This window comes from Alphaproteobacteria bacterium (assembly GCA_039980135.1).
Taxonomy (GTDB): domain Bacteria; phylum Pseudomonadota; class Alphaproteobacteria; order UBA6615; family UBA6615; genus UBA8079.
Map to the genome: position 1 here is coordinate 613,548 of JBDXCV010000009.1, position 17,777 is coordinate 631,324.

Annotated in this window: 15 protein-coding genes; 8 read left to right on the forward strand and 7 right to left on the reverse strand. The window is 63.2% G+C overall.

Annotated features, from left to right (window positions below):
• Positions 1–275: 275 nt before the first annotated feature.
• Positions 276–1,700, reverse strand: coding sequence for an amidase family protein (locus ABJ363_13420; protein MEP4379997.1), 1,425 nt, complete (start codon positions 1,698–1,700; stop codon positions 276–278).
• A gap of 81 nt (positions 1,701–1,781) precedes the next feature.
• Here ABJ363_13420 and ABJ363_13425 point away from each other — a divergent pair, with 81 nt between their 5' ends.
• The 7 genes from ABJ363_13425 to ABJ363_13455 all read left to right on the forward strand — a co-directional run bounded on the left by ABJ363_13425 (position 1,782) and on the right by ABJ363_13455 (position 7,496).
• Complete coding sequence (locus ABJ363_13425; GenBank protein ID MEP4379998.1) at positions 1,782–2,000, forward strand: hypothetical protein; 219 nt, start codon at positions 1,782–1,784, stop codon at positions 1,998–2,000.
• A gap of 25 nt (positions 2,001–2,025) precedes the next feature.
• A complete protein-coding gene (locus ABJ363_13430; GenBank protein ID MEP4379999.1) occupies positions 2,026–2,652 on the forward strand; it encodes an alpha/beta family hydrolase in 627 nt (208 codons plus the stop codon).
• 118 nt (positions 2,653–2,770) lie between these two features.
• The gene (locus ABJ363_13435; protein ID MEP4380000.1) at positions 2,771–3,841 is read left to right on the forward strand and encodes a tetratricopeptide repeat protein; all 1,071 of its coding nucleotides are present in this window, start codon (positions 2,771–2,773) and stop codon (positions 3,839–3,841) included.
• A gap of 89 nt (positions 3,842–3,930) precedes the next feature.
• A complete protein-coding gene (locus ABJ363_13440) occupies positions 3,931–4,992 on the forward strand; it encodes a quinone-dependent dihydroorotate dehydrogenase (protein MEP4380001.1) in 1,062 nt (353 codons plus the stop codon).
• A 55-nt stretch (positions 4,993–5,047) separates the two neighbouring features.
• The gene (locus tag ABJ363_13445; GenBank protein ID MEP4380002.1) at positions 5,048–5,491 is read left to right on the forward strand and encodes a hypothetical protein; all 444 of its coding nucleotides are present in this window, start codon (positions 5,048–5,050) and stop codon (positions 5,489–5,491) included.
• Positions 5,492–5,735: 244 nt separating this feature from the next.
• On the forward strand, positions 5,736–6,962 hold the full coding sequence (locus tag ABJ363_13450) for a pyruvate carboxyltransferase (protein MEP4380003.1): 1,227 nt from the start codon (positions 5,736–5,738) through the stop codon (positions 6,960–6,962).
• A gap of 144 nt (positions 6,963–7,106) precedes the next feature.
• A complete protein-coding gene (locus tag ABJ363_13455) occupies positions 7,107–7,496 on the forward strand; it encodes a Rid family hydrolase (GenBank protein ID MEP4380004.1) in 390 nt (129 codons plus the stop codon).
• A gap of 65 nt (positions 7,497–7,561) precedes the next feature.
• Here the strand turns inward: ABJ363_13455 and ABJ363_13460 are convergent, their stop codons facing one another.
• The 6 genes from ABJ363_13460 to egtB all read right to left on the reverse strand — a co-directional run bounded on the left by ABJ363_13460 (position 7,562) and on the right by egtB (position 17,139).
• Positions 7,562–10,789, reverse strand: a complete 3,228-nt coding sequence (locus tag ABJ363_13460) for a CHAT domain-containing tetratricopeptide repeat protein (protein ID MEP4380005.1) — start codon at positions 10,787–10,789, stop codon at positions 7,562–7,564.
• 55 nt (positions 10,790–10,844) lie between these two features.
• Positions 10,845–12,929 carry an adenylate/guanylate cyclase domain-containing protein gene (locus ABJ363_13465; GenBank protein ID MEP4380006.1) on the reverse strand — a complete coding sequence of 695 codons (2,085 nt, stop codon included), beginning with the start codon at positions 12,927–12,929 and terminating at the stop codon, positions 10,845–10,847.
• A gap of 34 nt (positions 12,930–12,963) precedes the next feature.
• Positions 12,964–13,647, reverse strand: a complete 684-nt coding sequence (locus ABJ363_13470) for a hypothetical protein (GenBank protein ID MEP4380007.1) — start codon at positions 13,645–13,647, stop codon at positions 12,964–12,966.
• Between the two features lie 164 nt (positions 13,648–13,811).
• Positions 13,812–14,804, reverse strand: a complete 993-nt coding sequence (locus tag ABJ363_13475; GenBank protein MEP4380008.1) for a quinone oxidoreductase — start codon at positions 14,802–14,804, stop codon at positions 13,812–13,814.
• A gap of 41 nt (positions 14,805–14,845) precedes the next feature.
• The gene (egtD, locus tag ABJ363_13480) at positions 14,846–15,829 is read right to left on the reverse strand and encodes an L-histidine N(alpha)-methyltransferase (GenBank protein MEP4380009.1); all 984 of its coding nucleotides are present in this window, start codon (positions 15,827–15,829) and stop codon (positions 14,846–14,848) included.
• Positions 15,826–17,139 (reverse strand): ergothioneine biosynthesis protein EgtB, encoded by a 1,314-nt coding sequence (egtB, locus tag ABJ363_13485; protein ID MEP4380010.1) that lies wholly within the window; start codon positions 17,137–17,139, stop codon positions 15,826–15,828. The genes egtD and egtB overlap by 4 nt, the downstream gene beginning before the upstream one ends.
• Before the next feature lie 235 nt (positions 17,140–17,374).
• Here egtB and ABJ363_13490 point away from each other — a divergent pair, with 235 nt between their 5' ends.
• Positions 17,375–17,746: a DOPA 4,5-dioxygenase family protein gene (locus ABJ363_13490; GenBank protein ID MEP4380011.1), complete on the forward strand. Its 372-nt coding sequence runs from the start codon at positions 17,375–17,377 to the stop codon at positions 17,744–17,746.
• Positions 17,747–17,777 lie beyond the last annotated feature (31 nt).

Genomic DNA, 17,777 nt, shown 5'->3' on the forward strand with positions numbered 1-17,777 from the left:
TAACCGCTCAGTTCTTCGATCGGATCCGCGACGACCGGCGCCGCCGGCTTTGCGAGCGGCTCAATAACATCAACCGACATATGGGAAACCCCTGAAATAATTGTGCAACGCAAAACATGGTGCACCGCACTATACCTAAACGCAAGGATTAGTCGGCGAAAATGTAACTAACTGTTATTCCCCGGGAATATGGCCGATTCCAGCCCTAAATGGCGAATCAAGCCCATGCTTCACTGCAATAAAACCTCTGGTGCTTCGCAACACCGCCGCTTGATTCAGGCGGCGCCGGGCCGGGGATCGATGGGCAGCTGGCCGCTCAGACCGAAGATTTCCTCGGCCGCGGCCGCCATGGACAGGAGCGCCGCCTCGCTGCGCGGAGGGGCGACAAGTTGCAGACCGACGGGCAAACCGGTCGACGTGAACCCGCACGGCACCGATATGGCCGGACAACCCGTCAGCGTGATGGCCGCGACGATATAGAGCCAGTCGACATAATTGTCGAAGCGGTGATCACCGACACTCTCGACATAGCGGATGTCCACATCGAACGGCGGCACGATGGCAACCGGACAGGCCAGCACGTCGTGGCTTTCGAACCATTTCGCCGCGCGCTCGCTCAGCCGGGCCCGTTCATTCTGGGCGCGACCGATCTCGCCGGCGGTCAGTTTCATGCCCTTCTCGATATTCCAGATCATCTCCGGCTTGAGCTTGTCGCGATGATTTTCGAGCAGCGTCGCCCGCCCGGTCACGAACAACGCCGCACGCAAAACCTGAAACGTATCCAGTGCACCGGAGAAATCCGGACAGGATTCCTCGACCGTCGCGCCTGCGCTCGCGAGTTTCTCCGTCGCGGCGCGGCAGATGTCGGCCACTTCCTTGTCGACCGGACCGATTCCCAGATCGGGCGAGAATCCGATTCGCCCGGGCAGGACTGGGCTCAGTGCGGCGCTTTCAAACGAGGTCTCCGGCGGCGGCATTGACAGGGGATAGTAGGGATCGAGCCCCGCCTCGGCGTCGAGCATCAACGCCATATCGGCCACATTGCGCCCCATGGGTCCGTTTACGGACAATGTCTGGAAAGGGTCGCTGCCCGGCCCGGTCGCGACACGCCCCGGCGTGGGTCGCATGCCGACAACGGAGCAAAAACTCGCCGGCGTCCGCAGCGAACCGCCGAGATCAGACCCGGTCGCGAGCCAGGTCATGCCGGTCGCGAGTGCTACCGCCGCACCGCCCGACGAACCACCGCAGGTCATGTCCGTGTTCCAGGGATTGCGGGTCTTGCCGAAGACCTCGTTGAAGGTGTTTGCGCCGGCACCGAATTCCGGTGTGTTGGTCTTGCCCATGACGATCGCACCGTTGCGCTTCAGCCGGGCGACCATCAGATCATCGCGATCGGGCACATGATCGGCGAATATGGGCGAACCATAGGTGGTCCGGACCCCGGCGACATCGCTCAAGTCCTTGACCAGGATGGGCAATCCGGCCAACCAGCCCGGCCCGGGCTGTTCCGGCGGCGTTATGTTATCCGCCGCTTCGCGGGCCATTTCGAGGCACAATGTGGGCACCGCATTGACGTTGGGATCGACGGACGCGATCCTGTCGGCGGCGGCGTCAACCAGGTCCCGCGGCGATACGTCGCCGCGCCGCAGAAGTCCAACCGCCTCGCGTGCGCTCAGCGATATCAGGTCCGAAGATGTCATTCACCACTCCTAAACATTTATCGACCCATACTAGCAAAGGCTTGCGGGCAATGGGCCCGGGCTGTTCAACGGATAGAATTGATGGCTGTTCGCTTTCCAAAGATTCCCAAGGTGCGCGTCCGCGCCGACCTGATACTGCAGGGCGGCTCGGGCATGCGCGGGCAGGTTTTTGTCGAGGCAACCTCCCGCATTCAGGATCTGCTGAATGCGCCGGAACCGTTTTTCCCGTTCGTCGACGAAACCGGCATCGTTCACCTGATCAACAAGAGCTCCGTCGTCCAGATCACACCGCACGACTAGCGCACATGCCGATGTTGATCGCGCGATGCTGATCGACGGTCCCGACCATCCCCACGCCCGGTTCCTGTTCGCCCACGGCGCGGGCGCACCGATGGACACGGCGTTTATGGATGCCGTCGCCAGGGGCCTGTCCGCCAACGACATCCAGGTCCTCCGGTTCGAATTTCCCTACATGGCCAAGCGTCGCGCCGACGGCAAACGCCGCGGGCCGGACCGCATGCCGGTCCTGCTCGAAACCTGGCGCACCACAATTGCCGGGCTGCCGCCACGGGATGTCCCCACCTTGATCGGCGGCAAGTCGATGGGCGGACGCGCCGCAGCGACGTTTGCCGCCGCACCGGAAGGTGCCGGATCGATTGATGGCGTGATTTGCATGGGTTACCCCTTCCACCCGCCCGCGAAACCCGAAAAGACACGCCTCGAGCCACTCCGGGGCGCGCGACAGCCCACCCTGATCGTCCAGGGTGAGCGCGACCGGTTCGGCAATCGCGAGGATGTGGGCGTCTATGAACTGAAACCACCCGTCGAGATTGTCTGGATTTCAGACGGCGACCATTCCTTTGTGCCCCGCAAATCTTCCGGGCGGACGGAGCAGGAAAATATCGAGGATGCTGTGCGCCACGTCACTGCATTCATCGAACATATGATCTAGATCAGTGATCGAACTGGGTTTCGGACCAAAGTCACCTTCACGCCGTGTTTCAATGTTGTAAAGTCAGCGACATGTTTGCGCGGTACCATGCCACCGTGCTGGGGAGAGAATAATTCCGATGGGCCGTTCGTTAACACGAAGCTGGACACGTCGCGCCGCGGCGATGATGACCGCATTGGGGTCCCTGCTCCTGTCCGGGCTTCTGACGGTTCCGGCTGCGGCCGATTTCGGTCAGGCGTTCGACCTCTACGTTGCCAAGGATTTCGAATCGGCCCGCCGGCTGGTCGAACCGGATGCCGAACGAGGCCACCCAGCCGCCCAGTGGCTGCTGGGAACAATGTATCTTCTCGGTCGGGGAATCGCCGAAAACCCCGCGACCGCGCGCGCCTGGCTCGAAAAATCCGCGTCGTCGAATTATCCGCCCGCCCAGGCCATTCTCGGCCGGATGTACGAGCAGGGGATCGGCGGCGACCGCGACGCCGAGGAAGCCCATATCCTCTACAGGATGTCGGCCGAACAGGGTTACGCCGACGCGGCCTATCTCCTCGGCCGGCAATATTACCGTGGTGAAGGAGTACGGAAAGACGGCAAGCGGGCCATCAAATGGCTGACCATCGCTGCCGACGACGGCAACGCCGATGCGCAGTATCTGGGCGCCCGCATATTGCTGACCAATGAAATCGTCAGGAGCAATCCCGAGCAGGCTGCGACCTGGCTGGACGAAGCGGCGCGCCATGGCCACAGCAATGCCCAGCTCCTGTACGGCAACACGCTGATGCTGGGGTTGGCCGGCGATTATGACCCCGACAGCGCGCTTGGCTGGATCAAGAAAGCCGCCGGCACGGGCCTGGCGGAAGCTCAGCTGCGGCTCGGCGACCTCTATAATGCCGGTTTCCAGAGCACGCCCGATTTCAAACGGGCCTACGAATGGTGGACACGTGCCGCCGAGCAGGCGAACGCCGCAGCCCAACTCCGGCTGGCACGCGCCCACTCCAAGGGTGCGGGCACGGATGAAGACCCGGTCGCGGCGTATATCTGGGCATCACTGTCTGCACTACAGGGCAACGAGGATGCATTTGAACTCCGCAAACGCATTCTATCGCGCCTGACGCCGGCAGAAATCAGGGCGGCCGACCGCATGGTCGAGGCGCGTTTCAACCGCGAAAGCAAAGTCGGCGGCGAGAGTTAGCCCCATCTCTCCCGGACACATCATGTCCCCAGTCTTTTGCGTCATGCCCCTTCTCCAGGCCGACATTCTGCGCTAGCTTCCGCGCCGTTTTGGGCACCATTCATCAGATCGGCAACCTTGCCTTGCGGATGTTCCCAACGGAGACCGGGCACGGTCTTGCGTTGCGCGGGCTGGCCAATGGATTCGGGCCGCGCGAATCTGCCGACGATTTCCCGGTCCTCGACCAGACGGTCTTCGGTCAACGCTTCGCGAACCCGGTCGGCGTCTCTGCCGGCTTCGACAAGAACGCCGTCGCCGTCGCGGGCGTCGCGCGTCTCGGCGGCGGGTTCGTCGAGGTCGGGGGTGTCACCCCGCAACCACAGGCCGGCAATCCGCGCCCGCGACTGTTTCGCCTGACGCCCGACCGCGCTGCGATCAACCGTATGGGCTTCAACAATGACGGCGCCGATGCCGTCCTGCAGCGTCTCGTCCGGCAACAGGGCGAAACGGGGTGCCCCATCGGGGTCAACATGGCGGCAAACGCCACAAGCGCCGATCCGGCCCGGGATTTCGTCGACCTGGTGACCCTGTTTGCCCCGGCCGTCGACTACCTGACCATCGATGTCTCCTGCCCCAACACGGAAAACGGCCAGGTCTTCCTGGAGCCCCGCGCGCTCGAGAATCTGCTTGCGCGTCTGAACACGGCCCGGGCGGAGACCGGCGTTCATCCGGCGATGGTCGCGAAGCTCGCCCCGGATCTCGAAGCGACGCATCTGGCAGAGCTGATCGAAATCATCGTTGCCGCCGGCATCAACGCCATCACCCTGTGCAACACCACCACCGCCCGACCCGAGGCTCTACGCAGTCCGCACGCGGCACAACGGGGCGGCCTGTCAGGGGCTCCCCTGTTCGAGATGTCCAACGAGATGCTGCGCACGGTCTATCGGCAGACCGGCGGCAAGGTAACCCTGATCGGTGTCGGCGGCGTCCAGAGCGGTGCGGACGCGTATACCAAGATCCGCGCGGGCGCGAGCCTGGTGCAGGTCTATACGGGCCTCGTATTCGCCGGGCCCGGCCTGATCCAGAACATCAAAAGAGACCTCGCCTCGTTCCTGGCGCGGGACGGGTATGCAAATATTTCGCAGGCCGTCGGCAGCGAACACAAGCCATGATAGCCTCGCTTGGCGCCCCGAAAATCGTGCGCGAACCCATCCGCGGAGCGGCATAATGCTCAAGAAACGCCGGGAAATTCTGATCATCGCGTTCGTCGCGGCTATCGTCGTCATCGCGGGTCGCTTCTTCGCAGCCGAGAACGCCGAAACTGTGTCTGCGGCGGTCTCGGACACGCCGTTCTCCACGATCAACCAGCGCCCAGAACCGACCGAACGGCAAGGCGACGCGATTGTCCTATCCCTGAGCGACAACGCGCCGAGCCGGCCCATACGCGTGGGCAGCAACCAATGCATCCAGTGGTGGGGTGAGCGTCCGGACGCATACCGGGTCGAGGTCGCCGGCATCGACGGCGACGACTGGCAGCCGAACGAGACGTTTCTCGCGAAGAAGAAAGCCGGCAACCCCGAGTATAATTTCCCGGCCTGGTATCGCTTCACCGCCGCCGGTGACGAGACCACGCAACTCTCCTATCAGGTGCTGCGCGGTCTGTGTCAGTAGGGCCCGCCGAGAAGCTTTGCCCCCACGCGTGATTGCCGGAAATGGCCCGCAGGCGCGAATTATCCTGAATTTCGAGACCAAATCTTGTGCCGCGCGATTCGCCCCTGACGCGGTGCTGCGCGTTGACTCGCCCGGGGCTGTTACCTACAGTCCGCGCGAAATTTGGCCGGGGCATATGCCGGGTTTTTTCTCACCGATAACCAACGTCCGGCACTAAGAAACAGGCGTGCGAGGAGGCACAAAAATGACCGATACACCGTGGAAAACAGACGACTGGTTCACCAGCCCCTGGAACTTCGCACCCGAAGTGACCAAGGACTGGAAGTTCCCCGACAACATCCGCATCCACGACGTCACCCTGCGTGACGGCGAGCAGCAGGCGGGACTCGCGTTTGACTTCGACGACAAGATTCGGATCGCCGAAGGCCTCGCGGAAGTCGGCGTTCAGCGCATCGAGGCCGGCATGCCGGTCGTCTCCAAGGACGATGCCAGGGTCGTCGAGGAGCTCGCCAAGCGCGACTTCGGACCGACCGTCTATGCGTTCGCCCGCTGCATGGTCGACGACGTCAAGCGCGCCGTGGATGCCGGCGTCGGCGGCGTCATCATGGAAGTCCCCGCCAGCCCCCATCTGATCCAGTATGGCTATCAGTGGGATATGGAGCGGGCCGTCGATCTTTCGATCGAATCCACCAAATTTGCCCATGACAACGGCCTCGAGGTCGTGTTCTTCCCGATCGATTTCACCCGTTCGGACCTGAAGTGGGTCATCGACCTGATCGATCGCGTCGGCAAGGAAGGCCATATGGACGGCCTCGCGCTGGTCGACACGATGGGCGCCACCTCGATCCACGCGATGCAGTATTTCGTGCGCTCGATGAAGGAACGCTTCCCGGACATCCCCATGGAAGCCCATTTCCACATGGATTACGGCATGGGCGTGGCGAACACGATCATGGCCCTGTCCGAGGGTGTTGAAGTCATCCAGTCCACCGTCCTGGGTGTCGGCGAACGCGCCGGCAACGTCCCCATGGAAGAGACCGTGATGGCGTTGCGCACGCTTTACGACATCGACATCGGCATCAAGCTCGACAAGCTGAAATGGCTGGCCGACATGGTCCGTGACGTCACCGGCGTCGTGGTTCCGTCGAACCGACCCGTCGTCGGCGACGACCTGTTCAAGGTCGAGTCCGGCATCATCGCCACCTGGCTTCTGAATTGCGGTGACGAGTATCAGACCGAAGTCATGCCATTCCGTCCGCGCATGGTCGGCCAGGCCGAGCCGGAGACCGTCATGGGCAAGGGCTCGGGCATCGATACGGTCAAGCAGTGGCTCGAGCGCAACCAGATCCGCGTCGAAGAGACCAAGGCCATGGAAATCCTGATGGCCGTCAAGGACTGGGCACTGATCCACAAGCGCCTGATGAAGGAAGACGAGTTCAAGGCGTTGGCCGAGAGCCTGCTCGACGACTAAAGCCTGATCGTCTTCCGACGACACGTTGCGAAACCCCTCCCCTTCGGGAGGGGTTTTTCGTTTAGGCCGTTGGATTCTCGTATGTCGGAGAATCGGTATCGCATAGCATCAGGCTCGGCGCGGCTATCAACCCGGAGACAAAAAATGGAACGCAGTCTGGTACTGAACGGCAATCCGATGGAGGAAATCGTCGGGTTTGCCCGTGCCGTAAGGGTCGGGCCATACATCTCTATCGGCGGGACCGCCCCGGTTGGCCCCGACGGGAAAACCGTCGGGGTCGGTGACGCCGCAAGGCAGGCCGAGCGCTGCTTCGAGATCGCCGGAGACGCGCTCGAACGCGCGGGTTCCGGCTGGCACGATGTGGTGCGGACACGCCTGATCCTGACCGACATCGATGACTGGAAGGCCGTGGTCGATGTGCGGGCGAAGTTCTGCCGCGAGGCCAAGCCGGTGGACACCATCATGCAGGTGATACGCTTCGTGAACCCGGAATGGCTTGTCGAGATCGAGGTGGACGCCGTTGTTGCCGACTAGAGCCTGATTAACTCGAAGTCAGCTGCGAATCCCGCCAGGCGAGAGACGGGTTTACGCGTGGAGAATCAGTCACCGAATTCATCGTTGCCGAACACCGGCCCGGCCGGCTGTGACGGTGACGAGGACCGGGATTCCTCGGGCGCTGCGCGGCGCGCCGTGAACGGCACCTTGCCGGATGCCGCAATCTTGTAATCTCCGCCCTCACCGATCAGGCTGAAGGGCGCCCAGAAAATCGGATGGGCATAGGAGAAGGCGGGCTTGCCCGTCTCCGGATCGACAAAGCCGGGTCCGTCGATCAGCGCAATCTGAGCCTGGCGCAGCGCCTCGGCTCGGGTGAGCCCGGGCTGCTGCGTCTGCCGCGTGAATATGTCAGTGGTCAGCAACCGCGCGGACGTCGTCTCGACCGGCCAATTCGACACCAGGAGCGCCCGCGTTCCGGCATAAAAGAAGGCGCGCCCAAGGCCTGACACGGCTTCCGCACCGGCCCCGGCGGCCGTGCCGGTATTGCAGGCCGACAGCACCACCCAGTCGGCATTCATCTCAAGCTCGAATATTTCCCCCATCTGCAGCAGACCGTCACCATTCTGATCGCCCGCGATATGCGGCGCGGTCAATGCAAGCGCCGGTTCGACCAGGCCATCGAGGTCACCGGGAACGAGGCCGTGGGTCGCGAACGCCACAACCCGGTACGCGTCGAGCGGCGCGGCGCGAACCGATTGCTCATTCGCCTGTTTACCGATGAACACATCGCGCGCCGGATCAGCGTCCAATGCGCTGGCCATGGTGCGAATTTCATCGGCCGTATCGGGCAAACGCGGGAGTTGCGAGAATTGCGCGGCATCGACCTCCTGCGTTCGCGGCAATGATCGCAGACGCACGGGTACATTGCGCAGTTGCAGACCGCCACGACTGATGAGATCGCCCTGCGCGCCGGGCAAGGGAGTCTGGGAGCGTTGCGCATCATTGAAAACGGGGTCCCCGAAGCCCAGGAACGCGCGGTCTGCCTGGCCCGTCCCGGACAAGGACCGCAGCGCCACAAGTGACGCAACCGACGGCATCACCATCACCGAATGTGTCCGGGCCAGCCAGGGCACGTCCCGATACCGGTCGAAGAGTTGTGCATTGTCGGCACCCGCCGCCGCCGTCGCCGTCGGCAGCAATGCGAATGGAATTTGGCCCAACGGGCCGTCTGCGACGACAATCAAGTTGGGCGTTTCATTCCATCCATCGGCCACAGGCGCCAACAGGCTTTGGTAAATGCGATGCGCCAGGCGCGTGTCAAAATCCGGGATATCGGCCAGCGTGCTCGCCTGCGGGTCCAGCGCGCGACGCAATTGCGTCGCGGCCGCGCCGAGCCGCACCCGGCCGATCCCCGCCACCTTGAACCCGACATCGCCGGACTTGCCGAAGGCCCACACATATGTCCGGTCGTCATCTACATAGGTCACGAAAATGGACTCGTCGTCCGCGAGCGCATTGCGCACGTCTGCAAGTTCAGACGGCGGCGGATCGATCAGGCGGATATAATCGGGGAACCGATCCTCCAGATCCTCGCGCACCTCCGCGCGCTCCCCGCGCAGAGCATCGATATTCTCGCGCAAATCACGCGTGGCAGACGCATCACTCTGACCTTCCGGCGCGGATTGCAACGCGGTGAGGAGGCCAAACAACGCCGCGATCTGGCGCAGCAGATCCTGCTCCTGACGGACCAGCTTCGCGAGCTGCGCATCGCGTGCCGCCGCGCGTGCGCTCGACTGCGCGACCGCCCGCTGGACCGAGCTCCCCCGGGCCGCGTCCGAGATCCGGAACGCCTCCGCCGCGATAGCCGCACGCTCTTCCGGAGATGGCACATTGCCGTAGATATGGGCGAGGACGCCCATATAGCCTTCAAGCACGGCGCGCAGGCGGATGGAACGCGCCGTGGCGCTGGTTTCTTCGCCCTCAACATCGCGCGAACGCGACAAGAGAATCGGCAGGGCTTTGCGAAAATCCGCAAGCGCTCGCTCATGTTCGCCCTTGTGATACAAGCCGATCGCGACGATCCCGCGCGCCATCGCCGCGTTGAAATGTTTTTCGCCCAGGCGGCGCAAGCTTCGTTGCGCCAAATCGTTCGCGATGCGCAAGCCGGCATCGAACTCACCCACCTCGTAGTAGATCAGGGCGGAATCGACCGTCGCGGCGATACTGCGCCGGCGCAACTGTTCCTTGCCAGCGGTCAGCCGATCGACGTCACGCACGATCTCCGCAGCCGCCTCCCACTCCCCCTGACCGGCAAGCGCCCGCGCCAGACCGATGCGAACACGCAGGAGATTCACCGAAGTCTCCCGCGCGCCCAATTGTCTCAGGATAGCCTCGGATTCCCGCCCCAGAGCGACCGCCTCGTCGAATCGGCCTTGCACAAAAACAGTGCGGCCCAGGAAGTCAATGACATTCGCCGATGTCGGCGTCAGTTTCCCGTAGTCGCGAATGTTGCGGCGCATTGCGTCGCGCATCTGCGCTTCCGCCTCGACTTCGCGTCCGAGCGTCATCAGCATCCGCGTACGCGTGATCTGCAAACTTGTCAGCCGGCCATCCAGCAGGACGCGTGCCTGGGGGGTGCGGCCCAGGAAGGCGGCCGCACTCGTGAGTTCGGATATCGCTTCGACGATGATTTTCTCGGCATCTTCATGCTTCCCACGCGCCGCGAGAACCCGGGCATCGGCATCCAGAATCTGATGGTTTGCCATGCTCCGGCGTGGTGGCGGAACCCGCGCGGGGAGCCGGCGATAGATGGCGCGCATATCCTCTATCAGGTTTTCAGCGCGTGGCAGTCGGCCCATGCCCAGCTCCGCGCGCGCCAGCTGTGCCATGCCGCTGATGCGACGTCCCGGCGGCAGATCACGCTCGGAGTCGACGCGCACCCGGGCCGCCTTGAGGGCGCCACCTATGTTACCGGCCCGATTTTCCGCAAAGCCGAGATCACGGGCAATCGTGGCAACAGGACCATTATTCCTTTGGGCCAGCGCAAGGGCCTGGCGCAGATCTTCGATGGATTGCTGAATCCGGCCCAGTACGCCGGCCGCGTTCCCGCGCTGCTGAAAGAAGCGCGCCAGTGCCACGCCTTGCATGCTCGACGGCGGCTCCCCGTCGGCAATCGCTCGCACACCCGCCGCGCCGCCCGCCTGCTGTGCAAACCCGGCTGGTGACCCCGCCAGTGCCAAACCAAGGATCAGGACCATCGCCAAGGCGAACAACCACGCGCGTCCCGGCCCGGGTTCAGATATCCTCAGCTTCGTTCCGAACATCGTCGTCATCAGCTTTCCCTCACTGACACGCACATGTTTGCAAGTATAACCGGTTGAAACCACCCTATTTCGCATCGAGCGCATAGACGCCGTCCCAGGCTTCCGGCGGCTCGGCCGCAAGCCTCCGGGCGCGCGCCGCCATCGCCGCCGCCGGCGAATCTTCAGCGGAAATCGTTTCCCACAGCGCCGCCGCCGCCTCGAACCGACCGGCCGCGTAGTCCGCCAACGCCTGCGCATACACCGAACGCGTCCCGGCCGATGTCCCCTCCGCCGGCGAACACAGACCCACCGGCTCCGCCCGGCCCACAACGCGCACGTGATCGATCGTGCGAAACTCGACTGCCGCGCGGCACCGCGCGACGGTAGAATCGGATACCAGAATATTGGAACCATAGGCCTTGTTCGCACCCTCGAGGCGCGCGGCCAAATTCACGGCATCGCCCATCACCGTGTAGTTGAAACGGCGCGCGGACCCGATATTGCCGACGAGAATGCGGCCCGTATTGATTCCGATGCGCTGGTTCAGCTCGATGTCATGGTCAGCCTTCATGTCACGGTTGAGATCCTCGATCCGGCGCTGACATTCCATTGCGGCGGCGACCGCGTTGTCGGCATGATTGGCATCATGATGGGGGGCACCAAAGACGGCGACGATGGCGTCCCCGATATACTTGTCTACGAAACCGCCATGCCGCTCGATGACGTCGGTCATCGCCGACAGATACTCGTTCAGGATCCGGACCAGGTTTCCGGGACTGATGCCTTCCGACAGGGTTGCGAAACTGGCGAGGTCGGAGAAGAATACTGTCAGCTCGCGCGTCTCGCCGCCCAGCGCCGGCATCTCGTTGCGCTCCACCATCTGCTCGATGATCGAGGGCGCGAGATAAAGCCCGAACATCCGGCGCAGCATCCGCTTGTCGCGATCGGCAACGGTGAACCGGTACGCCCCCATCAGCGCAAAGACGATCGCAACGGCGATGGGCGGGTCATAAAGCGGGACCACCAGCCCCTTGTGGAAAAGCACCACCGCCGCGCCCACCCACAGGCCAGCGACCAGAACCGCCAACGTGCCGGCAAGCCACGCGCTGAACCAGATCGTGGCGACGCCGACGACGGTGGCCAGCGCCAGGGTAATCATTCCCGTCGCGCCAGGTCCGGCCTGGGCCAGAAGATTTCCGTGCAGCAGATTATTCACCGCGAACGCGTGCATATAGACGCCGGGAACGCTGTCGCGCGTGATCCCCGGGTCGAGCACACCGGGGAGTTCATCAAGAGTACAGCGGGGTGCGAACGCCGCAAGGTCGGGCGCCGTGGCGAACCGGAGCGATGAAAGTTTTCGATCCTCGACATCGAGGACCGCGCCGAACAGGACGACCTTTCCGGCAAAATGCCGTGCGAAGAAGTCACGGTCCCCCGCCTGGGCGCAGGCATGCAGGTCGGCGAAGGAGTAAGTCGGAATGCCCCGCTGATCATCGTCAAAGTTGATCAGCATGTTGTTGCCCGTCACGGTCGGCAATGGCGCACCATCCAGGTGCGCATGGCCGGTATCATCGAAAATCAGTCGCTCACCGAGCGCACGTGCGGCGAGTTCGAGGGCCAAAGAGGGTTCGAACTGCGGCACCTCGTCGCCACCCGCGCGCGCGAGGCTGACCGGCACACCCCGCACGATTCCATCTGCGTCGGAGTAAAGATTCGCGGCCCGGATGTTTGCCCCATGGCCGACCGCAAAACGTTGGCCGACATTGGGAAGAATCGGTTGCGTTGAGTGCTGCACCTTGCTGAGCACAATCTCCCCCGCGCGACCGAGCCGGCGCAGGCTCTGCAGGAATTCCCGATCGAACCCGCGTATCTGGGAGGCCACGCTCGTGGGCAGGATGATATCCATGCCGATAACCGCGGCATCAGCTTCGGCGACGGCATCGAACACCTGGGCGATCTCCCCGGTCCACATCACCTTCGGAATGTTGTCAAAGGGCGCACGCCGATAGGTTTCCTCGTCGATGGCGATCACGACGGTCGGCGATTCAGACCGCTCAAACTGGGGACCGAACACGGCCTGACGCAACCAGACGAGGCTGTCCGTTGACAGGCCGTCCAGCGTACTCGACCACGGCCCGGATACCGCAACCGTTGCGGCTGTGGCCGCCAATGCAGCTGCAATCAGGGCTTTCAATCGCGCCAATTTAGAAACGGATCAGACGTGAAAGCTTTGGCTGATCGCCGGCCTCCGCGAACGCATCGATGTCGAAGATAATTTCATGACTTTCGGTGCCCGCCTTCAACCGAGCGCGATAGAGCCCCCCTGCGGCCAGGGTGATGTCCCGCGTCGCCAGGTCATTCGCACCGCGGCGGATAACGGTCTCGATCGGCGCGCCCGCCTGATCGACACGTTCGATGGTCAAGGTCCCGGCAACCTCGCTGCGCACCAGCGGGCTCAGGCCATGGATGGTCAATGCCGGCAGGGATTTTGCGGCGGCCTTGCCCGACCCGCTGCGAAACGCCACGACCCCGCTGTTGTTGGTCTGTCCTTCGCCGAGTTCGACCTGGCCGGTATCACAGGGCACCGTCACCCGCCGCACATTGCCACCGGCGATCTCACTGCCCTGCAGGCCGACCGTGATAGTGCCGCCAACGATGGTTTCCTGCGTACAACTCGCGAAGTAACCCAGCACCAGCCGTTCACCCGCCGCAAGCTGAACAACATCACCCGGCTCGACATAATCCATGAACGCCAGCTTCGATCCGGCCGCCTCGATATCCTCCACGATGGCGCTCGGGCCGGCCTGGGTGGCCGACGCGAGAAAACTTGCCACCAGGAAGACAGGCGCGGCGATCCAGCTTCGATTCGCGGTGGGGAAATGGATCATGAAGATACTCCTCATTTATGTCCGCGACCGCCCGCGCCGATCAGGCTGAACGACGCCGGGAAGATCGGATGGATGCAGGAAATCATCGTTGCGCTCGTCCCCGTATCCCGTGCTCTTCAATTATTGAAGATAATGGCGAACAAGACAATTTGAAGTGACCGCGGTCACACGTTGGAGGCGTGCTCGAAGACAACCACCAGCGCACCGGTCGTGGTGCGGGAATCCAGCGCCGCGTGCGCCTCGGCGATGTTCGCAAGTTCGTAGGTACCGGTAATGTTCGCCTTTATCGTCCCGCCGGAGATTGCCGCCACAACCTCTTCCATCATCGCTGCTTTCTCTTCCGGCGTGGCCGTGTAGTCCTTCATCGACGCCTTGGTGAAGATCAGGGACTTCTGGTTGAGCTCCAGCGCGTCGATCGGCGGCGGGCCGGACGCGTGGCCGTAATTGACGAACCAGCCGCGCGGGGCGAGGGCACGCAGATTGCCGTGATAGGTGTCAGCCCCGACCGCATCGAAAACGACCGGCACCCCCGCGCCGCCGGTTATGTCGAGAACGGCGTCGGCGAAATCCTCTTTCATGTAATCGATCACATGGGCGCAGCCATTTTTCTCTGCCGTCCGGAACTTATCGGGCGAGCCGACCGTGCCGATGACCGTCGCACCCAGATGCGTCGCCCATTGGGCCAGCAGGCTGCCCATACCACCCGCGGCGGAATGAACAAGAACTGTTTCTCCCGCTTGCACCCGGTAGAGCCGGCGCAGCAGATACTGGGCGGTCATGGTGCGCACGAAGGCGGCAACCACGGTCGCGTCGTCGAGTTCGGCCGGCGGCACATACAGGTCGGCAGCGGGGACGATCCGCGCGTCGGCATAGGCGCCCGCGTTGAACAGATACGCAGCGCGATCGCCGGTCTCGTAATCCGCCACGCCATCGCCGACCGCCGCGATCGTCCCGACACCTTCAATGCCAAGCACGGTCGGCAGGGGTGGTTTCAGGAAGTAACGCCCCTGGCGCATGTATGAATCCGCGAAATGGATCGCTGCGGCACTCTGCCTGAGCACGACCTCGCCCGGCCCCGGCAAGGGCAGCGCATCGGTCTCGATCCTGATGACCTCGGGGTCGCCATATTCGTGTATGCGCGCGACGCGGGTTTTCATGGCTCGGGTTTCCTGGCGCCAAATCGTCGTCAGTTAGTGCCCTACGCCACCCGCAGATAGTGCAGTGAGAACAAGTTGCGCGCGTCTGTCCAGTGACGGAAGGCGCGCCAGCCGGCCTTCGCCGCCAGCGCGTGAAACTCGTCCACATCGTATTTGTGGGAATCTTCTGTGTGGATCGATTCCCCGGCCGCAAAGCTGAAGTTTTGGCCGTCCACCCGGACCTCCTGGTCCCAGTCGCTCACCAGATGCATCTCGATACGGCCCTGGTCCGGTATCCAGCGCGCATCATGGGTGAAGGCATCCAGGTTGAAGTTGCCGCCAAGCTCGTCATTCACCCGGCGCAGGACGTTCAGGTTGAACTCACCTGTCACGCCGGCGGCATCATTGTAGGCGGCGTGCAAAACGCCCACGTCCTTACGCAGATCGACACCAATCAGAAGCCCGTTATCGGTGCCCAGATCGGTGGCCGCGGCGCGCAGGAACTCGACCGCCGCCGGTCGCGTGAAATTGCCGATCGTCGAACCGGGAAAGAAACCGATCCGGGCGGCCTCGCCCGCGATCTCCGGCACATCGAACGGCTGGGTGTAATCCGCCGCGATCGGCACCACGGGCAGGTCGGGATAGGCATCCGCCAACGACTTCGCCGATTCCAGCAGGTGATCGCGCGAGATGTCGACGGGGATGTAGGCCGCTGGTGTTTCGAGCGCATCCAGCAAGATCCGGATCTTGGTGCTCGACCCGCTGCCGAACTCGACAACAGTGGCATTGGCGCCGATCAGCTCGGCGAACTCGGCCGCGTGATCGCGCAACAGCGCCGTCTCCGTGCGGGTCGGGTAATACTCCGGCAGTTCGCAGATCGCATCGAAAAGCTGTGAACCGCGCTCGTCATAGAAATACTTGCTCGACAGCTTCTTCTGCGGGAGCGCCAGCCCCGCGAGCACGTCATCAAGAAAACTGTCCGCCGCGTGATCATACTCCACATAGTCGTGGAGCGGGCCGAGACTTTCCGCCGTCGCGCCGCTCAATGTGAGGCTCCGTCCGCATCGTCCGCCAGGCGTACGCCGGCGAACACCCAGCGCATCGCGGGATAGAAGAAGTTCCGGTAAGTGGCGCGGGTGTGCCCTTCCGGGGTTACGCAGGCACCGCCGCGCAAGACAAACTGATTGGCCATGAATTTTCCGTTGTACTCACCGACGGCACCCGACAGGGGCTTGAAACCGGGATATGGGACATAGGGGCTCTGGGTCCACTCCCAGGCGTCACCAAACATCTGTTCCGGCCGGTCTGTCATCTCGCCGGGCGCCGGCGCGGCCCGCAACAAGCCGGACCCGACAAAATTCCCTGCCACCGGCTGATCGCGGGCAAATACCTCCCACTCGCCTTCCCGCGGCAGGCGCTTGCCGGCCCAACGCGCATAGGCATCCGCCTCATAGAGACTGACATGGCAGACCGGTGCCTGGTCGTTGACCGGCTGCAGGCCCGACAGGGACATGGCGCACCACTCGCCGTCGAGCAATTGCCAGTAGAGCGGCGCATCCCAGCCGTTTTCGCCGACCGCGGCCCAGCCATCGGACAGCCAGAGTTCCGGGCGGCCATAACCGTTGTCGGCCATGAATGCCTTCCACTCACCATTCGTCACCAGCCGGGACGCCAGCCGGAACGGCGCCAGGTGGACGCTGTGGCGTGGCCCCTCATTGTCGAAGGCGAATTCGGCGCCGTCATGGCCGATCTCGACCAGCCCGCCGTCATGATCGAACCAGCGCAATTCCGGCGTCTTGCGCGCCGGGGCGGCGCGATAGGCCTGATAGGCCGGCGCGACGCTGTTGTGCGAAAACGCATGGAGTATATCCATCAGGATCAACTCCTGATGCTGCTGTTCGTGATGCAGGCCCAGCGCGATGAGCGGCGCGACTCTGTCCCAGGTTGCCACATCGGCATCCGTGATCAGGGCCCGCATCGCAGCGTCGACATGGTCACGGTAGGCCTTCACCTGCACCGCCGTGGGGCGGGTCAGCAAGCCACGTTCCGGGCGCGGATGACGCGCGCCAACGGCGTCGTAGTAGGAATTGAAGAGAAACTGATAGTGCGGATCGAGCGGCGCATAATCCGCCGCAAAGTCGCGCAGGATCATGGTCTCGAAGAACCAGGTGATATGGGCGCGATGCCATTTGGTCGGGCTCGCATCGGGCATCGACTGCACGACCTGATCTTCGGCCGACAACGGCTCCGCGAGGCGTTCGGTCTCGCCGCGCACCCAGTTGAAATGATCGAGAACCTGCCCCCGGTCGCGCGGATGCGCGTCGAGGATCGCCGGCTCGGACCCCAAGGAAGTCACGGCGCATCTCCTGTTGGCGCCCGCGTCCCGCATGACCGTCTTTCCGGGACACACAACTCCGCAGCGCACTGCTTGCCGCGGATCGAATACCGTCCGGATCAAGTCCCGGACGTGACGGTCGTGCGCGAGTAAACCAAGCCCACTCGCACGCCGTCAACCAAAAGCCCCGAGAATTTAAGCGTTTGGCCGGGCTTCGCAATATTGACGCACAGCAAGGTCCGACTATGTTGACCGCATGAACGCAGATACACCGACGCCAGAAGGCTTTCACGCCCATGTTTACTACGATGCCGACACCAAGGCGGAAGCCGAGGCTTTGCGGGCGGAAATCGACTCGCGCTACGACGATGTCGTCCTCGGCCGCTGGCACGACAAGCCGGTCGGGCCGCACCCGTTCTGGAGTTATCAGGTCGCGTTCAGCCCCGAACTGTTCGGCGATATCGTGCCCTGGCTCGCCCTGAACCGCCGCAACCTGACGATCCTTGTGCATCCCGAGACCGGCGACGATCTCACGGACCATTCGACCTACGCGATGTGGCTCGGCGACAGCGCGACCCTCGATCTGAAACGATTCCGCGAACGCGCCGCGAAGAGCGCGCAAAAATAGCTGACGAAACTGTGTAAACGCGCGCAAACGA